Genomic DNA, 20169 nt, shown 5'->3' with positions numbered 1-20169 from the left:
GTAAATTCAGAACGAGCTATTAGTACTTGCGACGCTTCTGCTCATAAACGAGAGTCAACGACGGCTGATCGCAAATTTCGGCAGGACCGAAATACTGGATAGGACCGGGATATGTATAGCAAGTACCTACCTTCCACTCATCGCGCTGCTTGGCAAACTTAAGGAATGGAGCACCGTCAAGCTCTACAAGAGCCTTGCGGATAACAGGCTTGACGTGACCGTTGCGACGCTCCATGTTCATCATCATAGTGATGGGGATACCGCCAGCCACCCAGTTGACCGGAGCAAATGTGAGATTCCGGAGGCTTGACATATATCCTGTCACGCCAGAAGCTATGAGACAAGCAGCAGTGTAGCCGAGCCCATAGCAGTAGTTGGCATCAAAGTTGGACGGATCGGCACAACGTCCCTCATATCCGAAGAAGTGATGCATAGTGGAATACTTGCCTTCATACTTGCCTTCGGCAGCAAGGACCTCAAGACGCTTGCCAACCATTTCGGAAAGCAGCTTCTCAGTCTCTATGAGCGAAACCTGAACGTTGCCGTGGGGGTCGCGGTCAAGAGTGAGCTGACGGGCCACTCCCGCAGGAAGAGACTGATAAGTGGCAGCACAGTCAGGAGTAAGATTGCTTATAACCCAATCACGCTGATCCTCAGATGCGATTTCAGCAAACTCGGATGCTTTTGCTGCAAGAAGATCATTAAGTTCTGCTATAAGTTTCTTCACAGCAGGAATGAACTCGATAAGCCCCTCCGGAATGAGGACCACACCATAGTTGAGCCCCTGCTCGGAACGAGCCACAACAGCATCAGCGATATAATCGACAACCTCCTCAAGAGTCATATCCTTGGCTTCTACCTCCTCGGAGATTATACATACGTTCGGCTGGCATTGCAGTGCACACTCAAGAGCGATATGAGAGGCAGAGCGTCCCATGAGCTTGATGAAGTGCCAGTATTTCTTTGAAGAATTACAGTCTCGCTGGATATTTCCAATCACCTCGGAATACACTTTGGTTGCAGTGTCAAAACCGAAAGATGTCTCAATGACATTGTTCTTGAGGTCTCCATCGATGGTCTTGGGCACACCGATCACCTGAACACCTGCACCGATTGCCTTGTAATACTCTGCAAGAATGGCGGCATTTGTGTTGGAGTCATCACCTCCGATGATAACGAGGGCTGTGATATCAAGCTCCCTAAGTATCTCCAGACCTTTATCGAACTGCTCCTTGGTCTCAAGTTTTGTACGGCCAGATCCGATTATATCAAACCCGCCTGTATTACGGTACTCGTCAATTATATCGGCAGTAAGCTCTTTATACTGGTGATCCACAAGCCCACCGGGACCCATAAGGAATCCATAGAGCTTGCTATCCTTATGCAAATGCTTTATTCCGTCAAAAAGACCGCTTATAACGTTGTGACCGCCGGGTGCTTGACCGCCAGAAAGTATCACACCTACATTGACAGGCTTGGCTGAACCGGTTGCTGATGTCTTTTCAAAAATTATCTCAGGCAGACCATAGGTGTTTGGGAACAGTTTCTTAATTTCTTCCTGATCGCCGGCCGACTGAGTAGGCTCACCTTCTTTCATTTTTACACCTCCAGTGAGAACAATGGGAAGCTGAGGATGATAAGCCGCACGGGCAATCTGCAACGCACTTTTTTTCATTATCTTAGAGATTGATATTGTTTTTTGGAAATATGATTGCAAAAGTAACAAAAATAAATCAATTATCAAGAAATTTAATTGTCAATATTTATAAAAAGGGCTTATAATCAGACAATGATAACCACACACTCCTCCACGCAACAATGACAACAAGTATACTTGTACAACCAGCCAAATAAAATTCGCAGCAAATATGGTTAAAATATATAAAATATTGTAAAACAAATAATCGAAGCTCAATCTATCATATCATTAACTATCAAATCATTATCACATAATACCTCAAATTTGATTTAACAGTTGTTTTAACGATATTCTGTTTGCAAAAATAAATTTTAAGATATACCGACACAAAACACCATCCTCAATTGCAAAATTATGCAAAATATTGTAAACCCACCACTAATTCCGAGCCATTTTATTAACAAATTGCACACTAAATGCTAAAAGGAGTTATCAATCGTAAAGGTTACTTTCCCTGAATACAACACAGGGATTGTCAGTGCATTGCAGTTTGCCAAGTTGCATAATTATTTTTAACTTTACATCGCAGACCAATCAAAAGGCTGCTGCAACAAAGGAAGGCTAAAATTAATAATTGTCAACACAGGCAATCATTACAAACACCGGAAATATCAAGATGAACAGATACGTAATAACTATCATCACTTTCATATTGGCTCTTTTAGGAATAGCATCAGTTAATGCTGCTCCCACACTTAGCAACTACCCTGTCCCAGCGAAACATTTCAAAAGTGTTGTAGACACTTCAGAGGAACTGGTGAAGAGCGCGTTCAAGAGTGCGCGAGAGAACTCACCTTTTGCCGCCATAGAAGCAGAGATCAGCAAGAGCCAGGACGAGGAGCACAGCGAGCTTGTGGACCAGATGAAAGAGTTTGCCGCAAAGTATCTTGGTACACGCTACCGTCTCGGAGCCACAGGCCCCAACCAATTCGACTGCTCAGGATTCATCGGATATGTATTCCGCAATTTCGGTTTCAACCTTAACCGTGATTCCCGCAGCCAATATCTCCAAGGCGAGCATATTGACAAGGGCGAAATCAAACCCGGCGACCTGCTCTTCTTTTCAAGCCGTTCAAGCGGCAAAGGCCGTGTGGGACATGTCGCCATGGTGGTCGATGTCAACAACGACGGGTCATGCAGATTCATACATGCCTCATCATCAAAACGCGGAGTGGTGTATCAGAACTTCCCTGACAACGGATATTACTCACGCCATTTCATCGGAGCAAAAAGAATTATCGGAACTTCAATATAACCAAAAATTTCAGGAATAATCAGGAACAGTTTTAAGACAACATTTAGATCGAGAGAGTTTTGAGCGGTCCCCATCACATGGGACCGCTTTTCATATACATAGAGAACATTATCCGGTCCTAAATTTCAATACACAACACCAATTTTGTAACTTTGCACAATCTTACCACACTGACTGAATATGACTATAAACCAACCCGCGCGTACAGCATCAGGCATCATCTTCAATATCGCAATGGCATATGTGGCTTACAGCGTGTGCCGCCTCGCCTTCCTGCTTGAGAACTGGGATCTGTACTCAGTATCCATGACACTGGAATCATCCATGAAAATATTCCGTGGAGGAATATGGTTTGACACGTCAGCGATATGCTACACCAATATCCTGTACATAGTCCTTGCCATGCTTCCGTTCTCGACCACACAAAGGAAATGGTACAGAAACCTGACACGGATGGCGTACATAATCCCGAATGCCATATGCATACTGCTGAACCTCGGCGACAGCGTGTACTACCCATTCGGACACCACAGGATCACAACCCGCACTTTCAATGAGTTTGGCAACGAGGACAACCTCGGTAGAATCTTCGGCATAGAAATCATCAACCACTGGTATCTCGCCGTTCTCGCCATAGTACTGATATGGGCAATGTGCAGATTCTACCGTCCGTCAACAATGCATTTCACACGCCACACATGGAAGAAATGGATAGCTGACATAGTGGCAATAAGCGTTGTGGTCGTAGTCGCAATATGGGGAATGAGAGGAGCGACATTCTTCACCTCCACACGCCCTATAGCCGTGAGCAATGCCCACCAGTTCGCCAAACGTCCCTCAGAAGCCAACATAGTCCTCAACACACCTTTCTCACTCATCAGGACAATAGGCAAACGCCCGCCGTTGATTCCGGAATATTTCACATCAGCCAAGGATCTTGACGACGTGTACACCCCTCTGCACCGCGCCGCTGCTGACAGCGTGACACAAAAAAAGAAGAATGTGGTCATACTCATCATAGAAAGCTTCGCCACAGAATTTATCGGTTCGCTCAACAACAACCGCGCCCTCGATGATAGCACCTACCGAGGATACACCCCATGGATGGACTCATTCATACCCAAGGCCCTCACATTCGAACACACATTCGCCAACACAGGTGTATCGATCGATGCCATGCCGGCAATCCTGTCCTCAATCCCTAAGATGGGGCACGGATTCTTCCTCTCACCCTACTCACTCAACCACATAACGAGCTTTGCCACCGAACTCAAGAACTGGGACTACCACACAGCATTCTTCCATGGCGGCACAAACGACTCAATGGGATTCCAGGCATTTGCCCGAGGAGCCGGATTCGAAGAATATTACGGAATGGACGAATACTGCCTTGACAGCCGTTTCAACGGCAAAGACGATTTCGATGGGACATGGGCAATATGGGATGAGGAATTCCTACAGTACTACGCCCTTAAGATGAGCGAGATGCCGCAACCATTCGTGACAGGCGTATTCACAGCATCCTCCCATCATCCGTTCGCAATCCCGGAAAAATACAACGACCGTTTCCTTGACGAAGGGATACATCAGCTGCACAAATGCATACGGTACACCGATTACTCCCTCGGGAGATTCTTCGAGACAGCAAGCAAACAGCCATGGTACACCAACACAATCTTCGTACTCACAGCCGACCATTCAAGCAGCAAGACAACCCATCAGGAATACAAGACAGATGCCGGTGACAACCATGTGCCCATAGTCATATTCGACCCATCAGGAGAGATGCCTCGCGGAATGCACTCAGGGATGATGCAGCAGCTCGACATACTGCCAACAGTGCTCGGCTGGCTGGGATACGACCGTGATTACATAGCCTTCGGCAACGACGTGCTCACCACCCGGCCTGAAGAACGATGGTCATTCAACTACAACCTCGTCCCACAGATGTACATAGGAGATTATTTCCTTCAGACCGATGCTGACTGCAACATCACCGGACTATACGACTATGTAAACGACATAATGATGACCACCGACCTAAAGGACAAGCTGCCAGCCAAAGCCTCCGAAATGCAACTCAAAATGAAAGGACTGATGCAAAGCTATTACGAGCGCATGGATGCTGACAGCGTGAAGGTCCGTCAGGCAGGCTTACCGGAATGAGCGCGCACCACATCATGCGGTGCCGCCTTGCTTATAGTGACGAGAAACACTCCCGTGAATATAAGCAACACAGCTACCAGTTTCGGGAAGGTGACAACATCAAGCCCAAGCCATATACCTACGCAGGAAGCCACAATAGGCTGAACATAATTGTACATGCCTACGAGCGTCGGACGCAGATTTTTCTGCCCGATCATCACGCATATATACGACAGGAATGTGGCAAAGAACACAACATAACCAACACCAAACACCTCACGCGAGGTGAAAGCATCCCAGGAAGTCGACATCATAGTCCCTATCGAAACCGGAAGAATCGCAATCGACGCAAAAGTAAACATCCACTTCATGAGCGTCACCACCGAATACTTCTTGATAAAGTTCCTGTAGAAAGTCAGATAAAGCGCGTAACTGATCTGAGCTGTGAGGACAAGGAGATCGCCGAGAGTAGGATTATCACCCTTGGCACCGGACTTCGCAGCACCAAGCACCAATATCAGCGCGCCAGTGGCCCCAAGCACTATTCCGCCAATCTTTTTAAGAGTGATCGGCTCGCCAAGTATCAGAGCGGCAAGCACCATAACCCACAGCGGCATAGTGGTAGTGATTATAGATGCCTCGCCAGGAGAAGTGAACCCGACTCCAAACACGTAGCAGCCCTGATTGAAAAGTATCCCGAGCATAGCCGCCCCGGCCATAAGCAAAAGATCGCGCGGAGGCACTTTCTCGTTGGGCACAAAAAGGGAGGCTGTCCAGAACAGCAACGCAGCTCCGAGAATCCGGAAATTGGTCATAAGCAACGGCGACACTATCCCTGCCGCCATCACCATCTTAGCCACCGGAGCCATAAGCCCCCACATCGTATTCGCACCCAGCATAGCCGCGTGCCCTTTGAGATTAAAATCCTTCATAGATTCCGCGATTTTTGAAAATTGCCGCAAAATTACAAAATATTTGTCAAACACCTATGCGATTAACGACCGACACTCCAATACACGAACTCTTGCGTGACGGTAATGTCACTGCATACTATACCTCACGAGGGAATTACGCCACCACCGAAGAAGCCCGATACAATGGGTTCAACGTGTGTCATTACACCGGCGACTCCTATGAGCACACTGACATATGCCTGAAACAACTTTCCTTGGCTACAGGTGTGAGCCCTGAAAAAATAATCTTCCCGCATCAGGTGCATTCAAACGATGTATCCGTAATAACATCCGTCCCATGGCATAAGGAGTCTTTAGAAAGCACCGATGCCATAGTTACTAACGTCCGAGGGATAATCATCGGTGTCAATACCGCCGACTGCGTGCCTGTGGCATTCTCCGACTCTCGTGCAGGGATAATAGGCATAGCACATGCCGGATGGCGAGGTGCGGCAAACGGCATAACAGAAAACACTCTGACAGCCATGCTCGATTTGGGAGCAAGCCCGGAGAGCATAAAAGTAGCCATGGGTCCATCTATCTGCATGTCATGTTTTGAAGTAGGCACCGAAGTCGCAGACAGGTTTGACAATACATGCGTTGACCGCACATCCTGGGACAAACCTCACGTATCCATCCACCGTCATATCACAAAATCGCTTATCAATCAGGGGATTCCCGAATCAAATATAGCTGGTTTCGACAACAGTCTGTGCACACGTTGCCACCCGGACACATTCTTCTCAGCCAGGAAACTTGGAGTCAACTCCGGAAGAGTTTTCACATTTATATCCATGCAATAGATTTCAATCTATAACTCCGATCATACTATTTAGATGCATTCTAAATAGTATTTTTTACATGCAACACAATCCCTCCACCACAAAACAATCGGTATTCCAGACACTTGCAACTTTGTAACAGAAATGAAACAACAACTATCACTTTAAAAACACCGTTATAACTACGCTTATTTTCAATATGTTGCAATTATAATTCAAAAGTGCTACTTTAACACTAGTCGCCATTTTTATAAAACACTGAAATTCAACACACTGCAATCAACATTAAAAAAACAAGAAAAAAGCGATTTGATTTTAAGAAATATTTTTGAGAAATTTGCACAAGAAATGCGGTTGAAATAACGAGGTCCCCCGCATTGCCTCACATACCAGATCTCTCTTCACAGTACATTTATTAACCACATGCAACACCTAAACTCGCCATTATGGGATAAGTGCCTGGAGATAATCCGCGACACAATTCCCGAGGAACACTATCACTATTGGTTTAGCCCGCTGTCGTTCGAAAGCCTGAAGGACAACGTGCTCACCATTTCGTGTCCTTCGGAATTTTTCGTGGAGCAGCTTGAGGACCGTTATGTCAGAGTGCTCAAGAGCGCGCTTGACCGAGTGTTCGGTAAAGGGATACGCCTTATCTACAACTTCCCGGTTGTGGCAAACGATCCCACATCAAAGGTCAGCATGGATAGCGCACAGCCCAGCGCGGCTGTGAAACCCGGACCCGGCGCATCCGCCAATCCGTTTCAGGACAAATACGTCGAAGAGATCAATTCTCAGCTCAATCCGGAGTACACTTTCGAGAACTACTGTATAAGCGAAAGCAACAAGGTAGCACAGTCAATAGGCGAGGCGATTGCCAACGACCCCAAACTCAAGACATTCAACCCGCTTTTCATATTTGGTCCCTGCGGTGTGGGAAAGACCCATCTCATACAGGCCATAGGCATCCGCATCAAAGAGCGTGACCCTCGCACGCGTGTTCTATATATTACAGCCCGTCTGTTTCAGGACCAGTTCTCTTCAGCCACACTACGAGGAAAGATCAATGAGTTCATCAAGTTCTATCAGAGCATTGACACACTCATAATCGACGACATCCAGGAACTTATCGGGAAAGAAAAGACCCAGCGCACATTCTTCCACATATTCAACCATCTTAAGCAGAACAATAAGCAGCTCATCATGTCGAGCGACTGTGCTCCAGCCGACATGGAGGGTATGGAAGAACGTCTGCTGTCACGATTCAAGAGCGGAATGACAGCCCGCCTCGACAAACCTGACTACGCTCTTCGCCGCGAAGTGCTGCTTCAGAAGTCACGTCGCGACGGCATCAATCTACCCGAGGATGTCGTGGAGTTCATTGTCACCAATGTCACTCAAAGCATCCGAGAGATAGAGGGCGTGATGGTATCGTTGCTGGCATATGCTACAGGACTCAACTGTGAGATAGACATAAATCTCGCTCGTCGTGTCCTTGCCAACTCAGTGAAACTCAACCAGCGCAAGACCAACTTTGAGTCCATAACCAAAGTGGTAAGCGACTACTATAACATCGAACCGGCACAGATATTTGACAAGTCACGCAAACGCGAAGTGTCGGACGCACGCCAGATGGTGATGTATCTTGCAAAGAAACACACCAAAATGCCATTCAAAACCATCGGGGCAAGGCTGCAACGTTCACACGCCACAGTGCTTTACGCTTGCAAGCTCATTGACGAACGACTACCATTGGAAAAGAAACTCCAGGAGGACCTCTCACAGATAGAGAGAGAACTCATGGCAGAACAATAACCGCAACAAATTCTTTCTTACCTAAAACTTTACCTAATTCATGTCAGCTCCTCATATCGCGGTAAGCGTGTGAGGAGCTGGCATTTATTGCCATCGGCATCCACCTTAATGCAATAATGGTGCAATCCGTTGCTCACCACAAGATAAGGCACCTTAAGCACTGTATTGTACCGCATTACCTGATCTATCACCTTCCGATCGATCTTTATGTCCGGAGCCTTATATTCGACTATCATCAAGGGAGATAGAGCTCGGTCAAAAACCACAGTGTCACACCGTCGCGACATTCCGTTAAGCCTGATCCCCAATTCATTGGCTATAAGGCTGCGAGGCACCCCCATATGCGACATCAGAAAATGCACAAAATGCTGACGCACCCATTCCTCAGGGGTCACAAGCAGCCATTTCTGCCTCAGCTCATCATAGACCTCAACCCCCTTGTCGCCGCTGCGCAATGACAGTTCAGCAACCGGAAGATTCAATTGTGGTGGCAGATTCTGTGTCGAAGAAGGCATGATTCAATACATAAGATTTCAATTTGCAAATTTAATGAATGAGAACGAATCTCGAAGAGCACTCATGAAAAACTTTTGCACATACTGGTATTTATTGCTAAATTTACACTCTTATTCGACATCACTAACCGACCATTATGGCTACCACATCAAAGACAGGCACCACATCGACCGATATCACATTCCCTCAGCTAAAGCGTCAGATAGCCAACCGCCAACTTGCACCTGTATACCTGCTCCACGGCGAAGAGGGATACTATATCGATGAGCTTGTAAAGACATTCGAGAGCCTGCTCCCCGAAGAGGAACGCGACTTCAACATGTACACCCTCTACGGACCGGAAACAAACATGGAGACTGTCATGGACGTATGCCAGCGGCTCCCCATGATGGCTGAACACCAGGTAGTGATAGTCAAAGAAGCCCAATCGGTGCGGGCTGATTCACTCAACAAGCTTCATCACTATGCCGAGCGTCCCAACCCGTCCACAATACTCGTAATAGCTTGCCGAGGCGACAAAGCCAAGGGCAAGGAGCTTCTTGCAGCTGTAAAAAAGAACGGAGTCATATTCGAATCAAAGAAAGTAAGCGAACGCAATCTTCTGCCTGTCATATCCGACCTCATCAAAGAAAAAAAGATGACTGTCGACCCAAAAGCTCTGTCAATGCTTAGAGACTACATAGGCACCGATCTGTCACGCCTCTACAATGAGATCGACAAGCTGTCGTTCATTCTCGGAGCAGGAGCAATGATTACGCCCGAAGCCATCGAGCGCAATATAGGGATATCCAAGGATTACAATAACTTCGAGCTTGTGGACGCAATCAACGCGCGCAATGCAGCCAAAGCAATGGCAATAGTCGAATATTTCCGCAACAATCCCAAGAACAACCCCACAGTAATGACCCTGTCGACATTGTTCAACCACTTCTCCAACCTGCTCATATATCACTACACCCATGACAAATCGCAGAGCGGATACATGGATGCGCTTGGGCTCAAATCGCCATGGGCATTACGCAATTACGAGACAGCTGCACGGTCCTACAATGTACGCCAGACCATAGAAATAATCTCGGCACTGCGCGAATGCGACTGCCGCAGCAAAGGCATATCCTCCCGCCAAAACGAATACGACCTCCTCAAAGACCTGATCTTCCGCATCCTCACATCCTCAGGCATAATCAGAATGTAAACATATACATATAAAATAACTGCCGGAAAAATTACAATGTTTTTTTGGAAATCTCGGCGTATGGTTGTAACTTTGTGAATGATGAACGAGGACAAGCGCAAGGGTCTCGCTCGCGAAGCCCTGAGCATATATATTGCAGAACATCACCTACGTAGCACCCCGGAAAGGTTTGCTGTGCTCGACAAAGTACTTGAAATGCCATCACGTTTCACCGTCGACGAGCTCATTACCGCCATGGAAGGGGGAGATTTTCGTGTGAGCAGGGCTACGGTCTACAACTCGGTCGGACTATTTGCCCAAGCCGGAATCGTAAGGAAACTCCATCTCTCAGCCGACACCTGGGAGATTGCCATTGAGCCCCCCGCCATAGTGAGGCTGATATGCGAGAGCTGCGGAAAGGTGAGAGAGGTCAGGGATACACAATTGTTCCGTACCTTAAGTTTCAAGCGTTATTCATCATTTGCTGCAAAGCAGTTTGAAGTCTGCGTCAGCGGGCTATGCTCCCGGTGCCAGAGCAATGGAAAGAAGAAAAGAAATAAAGAAAATACAACTAAGTAACTGACACAATGAAAGTAGACGTGCTACTCGGGCTCCAATGGGGCGACGAAGGAAAAGGCAAAGTAGTTGACGTGCTCACCCCGCGTTACGATGTCGTAGCAAGATTTCAGGGTGGTCCAAACGCCGGTCACACCCTCGAATTTGAAGGCAAGAAATATGTGCTCCGCTCCATTCCATCAGGCATATTCCAGCATGGACAGATCAATATTATAGGCAATGGTGTGGTGCTTGATCCGGTATTGTTCAAACAGGAAGCGGAAGAACTCGAAAAGAGCGGCGTAGAGTTACGTTCCATCCTGCGCATCTCCAAGAAAGTCCACCTTATCGCCCCTACCCACCGGCTCCTCGACGCTGCCAATGAAAAGGCTAAAGGCGGCAAAAAGATTGGCACGACAGGCAAAGGAATCGGACCGACATATACCGACAAGATCTCCCGCAACGGCCTGCGCCTCGGCGATGTGTTCCACAACTTCGACGAGAAATACAACGCCCAGCGCGAAATGCACCTCTCACGCCTCAAATCCCTTGACGCCACTCCCGACCCAGAACTCCTTGCTTCGCTTGAAGACACTTGGATGGATGCTATCGAATACCTCAAAGGCTTTGATATCGTCGATTCGGAATTCCTTATCAATTCATTGCTCAAGGAAGGGAAAAGCGTGCTGTGCGAAGGAGCTCAGGGCACACTGCTTGACGTCGACTTCGGTTCCTACCCCTTCGTGACCTCATCCAACACTATATGCTCCGGAGCATGTTCCGGACTGGGGGTCGCACCTAACAGGATCGGAGAAGTTTTCGGAATCTTCAAAGCCTACTGCACACGCGTAGGAAGCGGACCATTCCCCACCGAACTCTTCGATGCCACAGGCCAGCGCATCCGCGACCTCGGTCACGAGTATGGAGCTGTCACCGGTCGCGAGCGTCGCTGCGGATGGATCGACCTCGTAGCACTCAAATACGCCATCATGATCAACGGTGTCACACAGCTCATAATGATGAAAAGCGACGTGCTCGACGGATTTGACGAAATCAAGGCATGCACAGCCTACAAGATCGGCGGCAATCTTACCACACAGTTCCCCTACTCAATTGAAGAGGACATCGAACCGGTCTACACTACCCTGCCCGGATGGAAGACTGACATGACAGGAATGCAGAGCGAAGAGGAATTCCCTACCCAGTTCAAAGACTACATCGAATTCCTTGAAAAAGAGCTTGAGACTCCTATCACCATAGTCTCAATAGGACCCGACCGAAAGCAGACCATCGAAAGAAAGAAATAATCCACCTATCGGCCCCATAAAAGGCATCAGTGAGGAGATGTGCCAGAACTCATACATAAGTATTTTGGCACACTCCTCCTGAAACAGCCCGAACACCTAAGTACTGCCATCCGCCATAAAACAAAAGGTAACCTTAACCAAATATCCATAAATCATCAACCATGGACTGGGCAAACTCAGTCCAGCAAAAAACACAAATCATGGCAAAAGTCAAACCGTTCCGCGGCGTACGCCCGCCACGCGACCTTGTCACACAGGTAGCCTCGCGCCCCTATGACGTTCTCAACTCAGAAGAAGCACGCAGCGAAGCCGAAGGCAACCCGCGCTCACTCTACCACATCATCAAGCCTGAGATCGACTTTGCCCCGGGCACCGATGAGCACGATCCCAAGGTGTACGACAAAGCTGTAGAAAACTTCAACGCATTCCAGCAAAACGGATGGCTCGTGCAGGACGACAACGAGCACTACTACATATATGCACAGACCATGAACGGCCGCACCCAATACGGCATAGTGATCGCTGCAAATGTAGCCGACTACATGGAAGGACGCATCAAGAAGCATGAGCTCACACGTCGCGACAAAGAAGAGGACCGCATGAAGCATGTCCGCATCAACAATGCCAACGTTGAGCCGGTATTCTTTGCGTTCCCCGACAACACTGTGCTTCAGCAGGTAATCGACGAAGTAACCAAGAACGAACCCGAATACGACTTCACTGCCCCCGACGGCTTCGGCCACCATTTCTGGGTGATCGATACCCCTGAAATGATAGCAACCGTGACAAGCGAGTTCGAACGCATCCCCTATCTTTACATCGCCGACGGACACCACCGCTCAGCTGCTGCCGCACTCGTCGGACACGAGAAGGCCCAGAACAATCCCGCACATAAAGGTGACGAGGAGTACAACTATTTCCTTGCCGTGGCATTCCCCGCATCCCATCTCAACATCATCGACTACAATCGTGTGGTGCGTGATCTCAACGGTCTCACTCCCGAGGAATTCCTCGCACGCATAGCCGAAAACTTCACTGTTGAGGATAAGGGTACAGATGAATACCGTCCCGAAGCCCTACACAACTTCTCGCTTTATCTCGGAGGCCGCTGGTACTCTCTCACCGCCAAGCCCGGCACCTACAACGACAACGATCCCATCGGCATTCTTGACGTGACAATCTCAAGCGACTTGATACTCCGCGACATACTCGGCATCACCGACCTGCGTTCCGACAAGCGTATCGACTTCGTTGGCGGAATCCGCGGTCTCGGCGAACTCAAGCACCGTGTGGATTCCGGGGAGATGGCTATGGCACTTGCTCTCTACCCCGTATCCATGAAGCAACTTATGGATATTGCGGATTCAGGCAATATAATGCCTCCCAAGACCACATGGTTCGAGCCCAAACTCCGTTCCGGTCTCGTAATTCACAAGCTTGACTAAAGCTCTATTTATAGACCAAATAATTGTCTAATTACCCGCAAATTAGAACAAAGACAATAAAATACTTCGGGCAACCCTTGCAAATACGCAAAAAACTCGCTAACTTTGCACCGCTTTAGGCATCATCGGCATGCGATGAAGCTTGAGCATAAGGATTGTCTTATGGTGTAATGGTAGCACTGCAGTTTTTGGTTCTGCCTGTCTTGGTTCGAATCCAGGTAAGACAACACAGATGAAGGGATTAGGCTATTAAAGTTTAATCCCTTCATTCTTTATTGACATTCTTAAACAGGAGTCCCAGTATCTACCTTTGTATCACTGACATCACAGTAGATTCAATCATGCTTAAAGGCTATGGATTATACTTTGCCGAGGAAAGCAAGGAGGGATTTTCATAGAAGCCGGGGGAAAGAAGCGATTCAAGAGACACCGACGGATTTGCCTTAAGATAAGACACTACTAAACGATGCCCTGCATACCTGCCGGCTCTTCCCGGCGATGAGGCACTTATTACGTTGGTGCTCGGACCTACTCCAACGAGTGAACGGATCATGTCTCTGTCCGTATTGAAAAGCATCTGTCGGCTCACGATTGCATCCCATATCTCATGCTCATTGTCATTTAGCCACGAATAATCCTCGTCATTGTATCCGAGAGATTCCTGCTCATCAACATCCGCCATCCGCATCACAGCCTCGGCAACCGCACCCTCATAAGCCATCCTTGCCAAAACCTGAGGATAATCTCCACCGGACTTGAACGGATAGGATGTCCTGATTATAGCCTCTGCAATATCAACAGGGATGCGATCACGCACCTTAAGCCTCCTCACATATTCCGGGAAAGGCTCATACGGAGGATACGCCGTGCCAAGATAGTGGTTAAGACCTAAATAAACTGCTGAATCGGCAACGAAAACCGACTGTGTATAAGGAGATATAACCGTGAACACGCGTGGTATTTCCGCTCCAGGCAGGTCACGGCGCATCCTGCCGAAAAGCTCCCCGAGCGACTTACGCTCACGGCTCATATCGGCAAATTCCCTCTCTACAGCATCGCGATGCTCCCTTATTGAAGACTTGTCGGCATAATCACACACACTCAGGAAATACACCGGGCCATAGCCACATATCTCAAACAGCTTTTCAGCTGCCTTATACATAACCGAATCCTCCGGCACAACACCATGAGAAATCTCCAGGTCAAGACGGTGAATATCAACTTCCTCTCCATGCCTGCCGCACGAGAGCACCGCCATCCACACAACCAGCGTGAAAAGCAATTTGCTGTATATATTATTCATACATCATTAGCATTAAACAGTTTTCATGTGATGAACCATCATCATTTGCTTCTCCAAAAGTAGACAAAATTTCGCAGATATGCCAAAAAATTAGTGTTACAGGCTTCGTTTTGGTTTTCTTTTGCTAATTTTGCAAATTGAATATCAGTCTCAATCCATAATGCATCGCATTTTAAATACAATAGTATACATACTCCTCCTGCTCAGCATCGCTCCGATAGCAGAGGCTAAAGACTTTGTAATAGTCATAGACCCCGGACACGGAGGCAAAGATGCCGGAGCATTGGGAATGCGCACAAATGAAAAGAGCATCAACCTCAATGTGGCACTTAAACTCAAGCGAATGCTTGAAAGAGACATGGACGATGTCAAAGTGCTTATGACCCGCGACAGCGACCGGTTCATACCGCTCCAGAAAAGAGCCGACTTTGCCAACCGCAAGCATGCCGACATATTCATATCCATCCACGCTAACTCCATTTCCTCGAAATCACCTGCACATCGACGCATCAACGGTGCCGCAGTCTATACCCTCGGTCTTGACCGCAGCGACACCAATCTTAGCGTCGCCATGCGAGAGAACGAAGTTATGAAGCTTGAGTCCGACTATTCAACCACCTATGAAGGCTTTGATCCGTCATCCACTGAAAGCTACATAGCCTTCGAGATGATGCAGCACAAAAATATGGACCAGAGCATCGCCCTTGCCGAAGCCGTGCAGAACCAGCTTGTCAGGACTGCCGGACGAAAAAACAACGGCGTGCGGCAAGCCCCTTTTTGGGTACTTGTGCGCACAAGCATGCCATCCATCCTTGTCGAACTCGACTTCATATGCAATCCTGCCATGGAATCATTCATGGCATCGGAAAACGGAAGCACCAAACTCGCTAAAGCCATATGCAACGGCGTAAAACGTTATCATAGCTATTCCTCACACCCCTCTTCAGACACCCCTCGAAATGAGAAAAAAAGAACTGCCGAAGAGAAACCCGAAATAACTGACAGCCTGGAAGAACAGATCCTCGATACGCCTGACACCAAAACCAAAGACACTGATGGGAAAATTATATATAAAATACAATTCCTCACATCACCCCGTGTCCTCCGGTCAGGCGACAAACGTCTTAAAGGGCTTAAACCGGTAGAACACTACAACGACAGAGGTACCGTAAAATACACCTACGGTTCATATCAGTCCATGTCGGAAGCAAACGCCCAACTTAAAACAGTAAAAAAGAAATTCCCTGATGCATTTGTCATCAAAACATGTAACGGCAAACGCATCAAATAATAAAAGTCATAATCCAAAATAAAATAACGCTACAATATAACAATTATGAATAAGCTATTCTCTCGTGAAATCATAATAGGAGCCTCAGTGCTCATCGCCCTGCTCGCACTCGTGTTTGGCATAAACTACCTCAAAGGGGTCAACATATTCAAGGCTGCAAATTATTATTATGCCTCATACACCAATGTTGCAGGACTTGCACAATCCGCCCCGGTAACACTTAACGGCTATAAAGTAGGTCTGGTGCGTGACATAGCATATGAATATGACAACCCTGGACACGTAAAGGTCGAAATAAGTCTCGACCGCCAGCTACTGCTCCCCGAAGGGACAAGCGCAGTAATTGTGACAGACATGCTCGGGACATCAACCATCGAACTCAGGATGGGCACCTCCCCCAACCTACTAGAAGTAGGCTCAAAAATATCAGGCGTAGTAGGGTCCGGACTTATGGATAAAGTATCCACCGAACTCATGCCATCAATAATTCAGATCGCTCCACACATCGACTCTCTTGTAGTGGCACTGACTGCTGTCGCTGCCGATCCGGCTCTCGTGAACTCTGTGAGACGTCTCGATGCAATAATGGCAAACCTTGAAGCAACCACTACACAGCTCAACCGTACTGTGCCTGCTCTCCTGAAAAACGCCAATTCCACTATGGCGAACGTAAGCGATATTTCCGCAAACATCTCGCAAGTATCAAGCGCGCTCGCAGTTCTTTCGGATGATCTGAAACGCATGCCGCTTGACTCGACTCTACGCAACATCAACAGCATCACAGCCAATCTTGATGAGGCTACCTCAAAACTCAATTCAACTAACTCCTCACTCGGTCTTCTGCTCAACGACCCGGGGTTATATCACAATCTCAACAACTCGGCGGCACATGTCGACAGCATTCTTATCGACCTTAAGAAACAGCCCAAACGATATATCCCGAGCATAAAGATATTCTAAAAGACATTTTGCGTATTTTAACACAAAAAGTGTCAATATTGGATTAAACTTTATAATGATACCGGAGTCAAAATAAACGTACAAGGAAATTTATTTATCATTACGTTAACACAACTTGACCCCACGTATCACCCAGTTATGACACGTCTTCACCGCGCACTCACAGCGATTTCACTAATCTTCTTATTCTCCACATCAGCTATGGCTGCCAAAATCACCGGGACGGTGAAGGATGCAGCCACACTCGATCCTCTTATGGAGGCTACAGTGCGACTCCTTGCTGCCAAGGATAGCGCATTCGTAAAAGGAGTAACAACCTCACTCGAAGGCACCTTCAAACTCGAAGGTGTCAAACGAGGCAAATATATCCTATCCGTCTCCTACATAGGCTACAGCGAACACCACCAGAATGTGACAGTTGAAAACTCCAACGTTCGCCTCGGTGTCATCAACATGAAAGAGGCATCACATCTGTTAGGGGAAGTAAGTGTAGTAGCCACAAAGACGCCGATCAAGGTGATGGAGGACACAGTGGAATATAATGCAGACTCCTACCACACCCAGCCCAATGCTGTGGTCGAGGACCTGCTCAAACGTCTCCCGGGTGTGGAAGTCGACAGCGACGGAAAGATTACCGCCCATGGCAAATCCATTAGCAAGATTCTTGTGAACGGCAAAGAATTCTTCAGCGACGACCCTCAGGTAGCATCCAAGAATCTACCTGCCAACATGATTGACAAGCTTCAGGTAGTCGACCGCAAAAGCGACATGGCACGACTCACAGGGGTTGACGACGGCGAGGACGAGACCGTGATAAACCTCACTGTAAGAAAAGGTATGGACAACGGTTGGTTCGGAAATGCCGAAGCTGGCTACGGAACCGACGACCGATATTCGGCATCGTTCAATATCAACCGCTTCTGGAACGGCAACCAGATAACATTTCTCGGAAATCTCAACAACATCAACCGCACCGGTTTCACCGATGGCAACGGCGGACGTTTCCGCGGAGGCATGTTCGGACGCGGAGGCATAACCACCTCACGCAACGTAGGCATAAACTTCAATATAGGCAAGGAAGAGGTGTTCCGCATAGGAGGTGACATAATGTACTCCAATACAGATGTCAGCTCTCGTTCACGACAGGACCGTCAGTACATATTCACTGACTCGACAGCATATTCACATATACGCAACCTGTCACGCGACCGTTCCAACAACGTCAACGGCTCCCTGCGACTACTATGGAAGCCAGACTCGTTCAACACCCTCGAATTCCGCCCCAACTTCTCCATCAACCATCACTGGGGATTCACCAACGACTCTACTGTCAACATCAGCGGACTGATGGAGAAAGTCAGCACCGACTATAACCTCACTCACAACCGAGGGACATCCTACGAACTGGCCGGACGACTCATATACTCCCACAACTTCAAGAACCATCGCGGACGCTCATTCTCTATCAGCTCTCGCTATCAGCTCTCGAATGTTCGTGAATATGAAAACTCCCTATCAGAGATAATGTACCATCTGCTTGAAACAGACGATGTGCTCGACCAATATGCCGACAATCACACCTGGAGCAACCAGATCATGGCACAAGCCACCTGGACCGAACCTCTCGGCAATCCGGCAAAAGGTCACTCTCTTGCTTTCAGCTATCGTATGAACTATCGTTGGAACAACGCCGACCGTCTTACCTACGATATACCCAACGACTATGACCTTGACATTCTTCCCCCTGTAGGTGTGGAACCTAATCCTGACTATTCCAACCAGTTCCGTAACAACTATTTCAATCAGGACATCCGAGTAAGCTACAAGAAAGTAGGCAAAGACCTAAATTATGAGGTAGGACTCGCACTCGTACCTCAGATGACCAAATCGATCGACTACATAAAGTCCGAAAACAATATGGACCGTTGGGTATGGAACTACGCCCCCTTCCTGCGTATGCGCTACAAGTTCAACAAGCGTCGCTCGCTCCAGGCTAATTACCGCGGACGCTCGTCACAGCCTTCTATGAGCCAGATGCAGCCCGTACCTGACATCTCCGATCCTATGAACATCAAGATAGGTAATCCCAACCTTGATCCGTCATTCGCCCACAACATCAATATTCGATTCCAGGACTTCAACATGGACTCCCAGCGTTCGATAATGATCAACGGAGACTTCAGCTACACACAGAACTCCATCATATCAATGACAACGTTCAATCCTGAGACATCAGGACGAGAGACCACCTACAAAAACGTCAACGGCGTATGGAGCTCCCGACTCATGAATATGATGTCAATGCCTCTAAAAAACAAAAAATGGACCATCTCAAACCATATTTTCGGAAACGCTTCACAGAACATCGGTTACAACAACGGAGTGAGAAACCGCGCCCTTGACTTCAACATCTTCGAAAGCCCCGGAATTGCGTTCCGCCCCGATAATTTCGAATTTGAACTGCGTCCGCAATATAGCGTACAGTTCTCCCACAACACCGTTCAGAAGCAGTCCAACCGCACAATCCACCGTTACGGAGGCCGTTTCGACGCCACTTACTACACTCCGTGGGGACTCACAGTCCAAAGCGATGTGAACTACTCCGACACCAAAGGCTATTCTGCCGGATATGACCAGAGGTCAATAATGTGGAACGCCTCACTGTCACAGCAGTTCCTCAAGGACAAAGCGCTCACAGTATCGGTACGTGTCTATGACCTGCTCAACCAGGTAAACAGCGTACGTCGCAGCATCAATGCCAATTACATCGATGACTCCGAAAGCAATGTGCTTACCCGCTATTTCATGTTCTCAGTCTCCTACCGTTTCAACACATTCGGAAAGGGGAATGAACCCAAAGGGAGCGATGAATTCCGTGGCGGACGTCACGGCGGATGGGGAGGTGGTCGCCCCGGCGGTCGCAGATTCTAAATCCGTCAGTCACAAAACAGATCGTAAATAAAATCATA

15 protein-coding genes are annotated in these 20169 nt (G+C 47.9%); 11 read left to right on the top strand and 4 right to left on the bottom strand.

The window, feature by feature from the left end:
* Positions 1-19 precede the first annotated feature (19 nt).
* A complete protein-coding gene (locus tag EZ315_RS09460; protein ID WP_135471833.1) occupies positions 20-1675 on the bottom strand; it encodes a diphosphate--fructose-6-phosphate 1-phosphotransferase in 1656 nt (551 codons plus the stop codon).
* A 640-nt stretch (positions 1676-2315) separates the two neighbouring features.
* Here EZ315_RS09460 and EZ315_RS09455 point away from each other — a divergent pair.
* Positions 2316-2954, top strand: a complete 639-nt coding sequence (locus EZ315_RS09455) for a C40 family peptidase (protein ID WP_135471832.1) — start codon at positions 2316-2318, stop codon at positions 2952-2954.
* A gap of 180 nt (positions 2955-3134) precedes the next feature.
* On the top strand, positions 3135-5120 hold the full coding sequence (locus tag EZ315_RS09450; RefSeq protein WP_135471831.1) for an LTA synthase family protein: 1986 nt from the start codon (positions 3135-3137) through the stop codon (positions 5118-5120).
* On the opposite strand, the gene EZ315_RS09445 is transcribed toward EZ315_RS09450, so the two are convergent.
* Positions 5099-6031: a DMT family transporter gene (locus EZ315_RS09445; protein WP_135471830.1), complete on the bottom strand. Its 933-nt coding sequence runs from the start codon at positions 6029-6031 to the stop codon at positions 5099-5101. The two genes, EZ315_RS09450 and EZ315_RS09445, sit on opposite strands and share 22 nt — an antisense overlap.
* 56 nt (positions 6032-6087) lie before the next feature.
* Here EZ315_RS09445 and pgeF point away from each other — a divergent pair, with 56 nt between their 5' ends.
* Together pgeF and dnaA are read left to right on the top strand one after the other, a co-directional pair.
* Positions 6088-6855, top strand: coding sequence for a peptidoglycan editing factor PgeF (gene pgeF / locus EZ315_RS09440; protein ID WP_135471829.1), 768 nt, complete (start codon positions 6088-6090; stop codon positions 6853-6855).
* A gap of 402 nt (positions 6856-7257) precedes the next feature.
* Entirely contained in the window at positions 7258-8649 is a 1392-nt protein-coding gene (dnaA, locus tag EZ315_RS09435) for a chromosomal replication initiator protein DnaA (protein WP_135471828.1), read from the top strand.
* Between the two features lie 38 nt (positions 8650-8687).
* On the opposite strand, the gene EZ315_RS09430 is transcribed toward dnaA, so the two are convergent.
* Entirely contained in the window at positions 8688-9164 is a 477-nt protein-coding gene (locus tag EZ315_RS09430; protein WP_135471827.1) for a type I restriction enzyme HsdR N-terminal domain-containing protein, read from the bottom strand.
* A 137-nt stretch (positions 9165-9301) separates the two neighbouring features.
* On the opposite strand from EZ315_RS09430, the gene holA reads away from it, so the two are divergent.
* The 4 genes from holA to EZ315_RS09410 all read left to right on the top strand — a co-directional run bounded on the left by holA (position 9302) and on the right by EZ315_RS09410 (position 13646).
* Positions 9302-10360, top strand: a complete 1059-nt coding sequence (gene holA / locus EZ315_RS09425; protein ID WP_135471826.1) for a DNA polymerase III subunit delta — start codon at positions 9302-9304, stop codon at positions 10358-10360.
* Positions 10361-10438: 78 nt separating this feature from the next.
* A complete protein-coding gene (locus tag EZ315_RS09420; protein ID WP_135471825.1) occupies positions 10439-10918 on the top strand; it encodes a Fur family transcriptional regulator in 480 nt (159 codons plus the stop codon).
* Positions 10919-10926: 8 nt separating this feature from the next.
* Positions 10927-12201 carry an adenylosuccinate synthase gene (locus tag EZ315_RS09415; RefSeq protein ID WP_135471824.1) on the top strand — a complete coding sequence of 425 codons (1275 nt, stop codon included), beginning with the start codon at positions 10927-10929 and terminating at the stop codon, positions 12199-12201.
* A 200-nt stretch (positions 12202-12401) separates the two neighbouring features.
* The gene (locus tag EZ315_RS09410; protein WP_135471823.1) at positions 12402-13646 is read left to right on the top strand and encodes a DUF1015 domain-containing protein; all 1245 of its coding nucleotides are present in this window, start codon (positions 12402-12404) and stop codon (positions 13644-13646) included.
* 352 nt (positions 13647-13998) lie between these two features.
* Here EZ315_RS09410 and EZ315_RS09400 read toward each other — a convergent pair whose 3' ends face one another.
* Entirely contained in the window at positions 13999-14949 is a 951-nt protein-coding gene (locus EZ315_RS09400; RefSeq protein ID WP_135471822.1) for a gliding motility protein GldB-related protein, read from the bottom strand.
* 160 nt (positions 14950-15109) lie between these two features.
* Between EZ315_RS09400 and EZ315_RS09395 the strand changes: the two genes are divergently transcribed.
* The 3 genes from EZ315_RS09395 (at position 15110) to EZ315_RS09385 (ending at position 20131) form a co-directional block, all read left to right on the top strand.
* On the top strand, positions 15110-16240 hold the full coding sequence (locus EZ315_RS09395) for an N-acetylmuramoyl-L-alanine amidase family protein (RefSeq protein ID WP_135471821.1): 1131 nt from the start codon (positions 15110-15112) through the stop codon (positions 16238-16240).
* A 45-nt stretch (positions 16241-16285) separates the two neighbouring features.
* On the top strand, positions 16286-17200 hold the full coding sequence (locus tag EZ315_RS09390) for an MlaD family protein (protein WP_135471820.1): 915 nt from the start codon (positions 16286-16288) through the stop codon (positions 17198-17200).
* Positions 17201-17338: 138 nt separating this feature from the next.
* Positions 17339-20131, top strand: coding sequence for a TonB-dependent receptor (locus tag EZ315_RS09385; protein WP_135471819.1), 2793 nt, complete (start codon positions 17339-17341; stop codon positions 20129-20131).
* The last annotated feature ends 38 nt before the right edge of the window (positions 20132-20169 follow it).

The organism is Duncaniella freteri (assembly GCF_004766125.1).
In the GTDB taxonomy this organism is placed as follows: Bacteria; Bacteroidota; Bacteroidia; order Bacteroidales; family Muribaculaceae; genus Duncaniella; species Duncaniella freteri.
This window is presented reverse-complemented; position numbering and strand designations above follow the sequence as displayed.

Bases quoted from the DNA above. Each gene is read 5' to 3' on its own strand.
- EZ315_RS09460 (WP_135471833.1), bottom strand. From the start codon at position 1,675: ATGAAAAAAAGTGCGTTGCAGATTGCCCGTGCGGCTTATCATCCTCAG.
- EZ315_RS09455 (WP_135471832.1), top strand. From the start codon at position 2,316: ATGAACAGATACGTAATAACTATCATCACTTTCATATTGGCTCTTTTA.
- EZ315_RS09450 (WP_135471831.1), top strand. From the start codon at position 3,135: ATGACTATAAACCAACCCGCGCGTACAGCATCAGGCATCATCTTCAAT.
- EZ315_RS09445 (WP_135471830.1), bottom strand. From the start codon at position 6,031: ATGAAGGATTTTAATCTCAAAGGGCACGCGGCTATGCTGGGTGCGAAT.
- pgeF (WP_135471829.1), top strand. From the start codon at position 6,088: ATGCGATTAACGACCGACACTCCAATACACGAACTCTTGCGTGACGGT.
- dnaA (WP_135471828.1), top strand. From the start codon at position 7,258: ATGCAACACCTAAACTCGCCATTATGGGATAAGTGCCTGGAGATAATC.
- EZ315_RS09430 (WP_135471827.1), bottom strand. From the start codon at position 9,164: ATGCCTTCTTCGACACAGAATCTGCCACCACAATTGAATCTTCCGGTT.
- holA (WP_135471826.1), top strand. From the start codon at position 9,302: ATGGCTACCACATCAAAGACAGGCACCACATCGACCGATATCACATTC.
- EZ315_RS09420 (WP_135471825.1), top strand. From the start codon at position 10,439: ATGATGAACGAGGACAAGCGCAAGGGTCTCGCTCGCGAAGCCCTGAGC.
- EZ315_RS09415 (WP_135471824.1), top strand. From the start codon at position 10,927: ATGAAAGTAGACGTGCTACTCGGGCTCCAATGGGGCGACGAAGGAAAA.
- EZ315_RS09410 (WP_135471823.1), top strand. From the start codon at position 12,402: ATGGCAAAAGTCAAACCGTTCCGCGGCGTACGCCCGCCACGCGACCTT.
- EZ315_RS09400 (WP_135471822.1), bottom strand. From the start codon at position 14,949: ATGAATAATATATACAGCAAATTGCTTTTCACGCTGGTTGTGTGGATG.
- EZ315_RS09395 (WP_135471821.1), top strand. From the start codon at position 15,110: ATGCATCGCATTTTAAATACAATAGTATACATACTCCTCCTGCTCAGC.
- EZ315_RS09390 (WP_135471820.1), top strand. From the start codon at position 16,286: ATGAATAAGCTATTCTCTCGTGAAATCATAATAGGAGCCTCAGTGCTC.
- EZ315_RS09385 (WP_135471819.1), top strand. From the start codon at position 17,339: ATGACACGTCTTCACCGCGCACTCACAGCGATTTCACTAATCTTCTTA.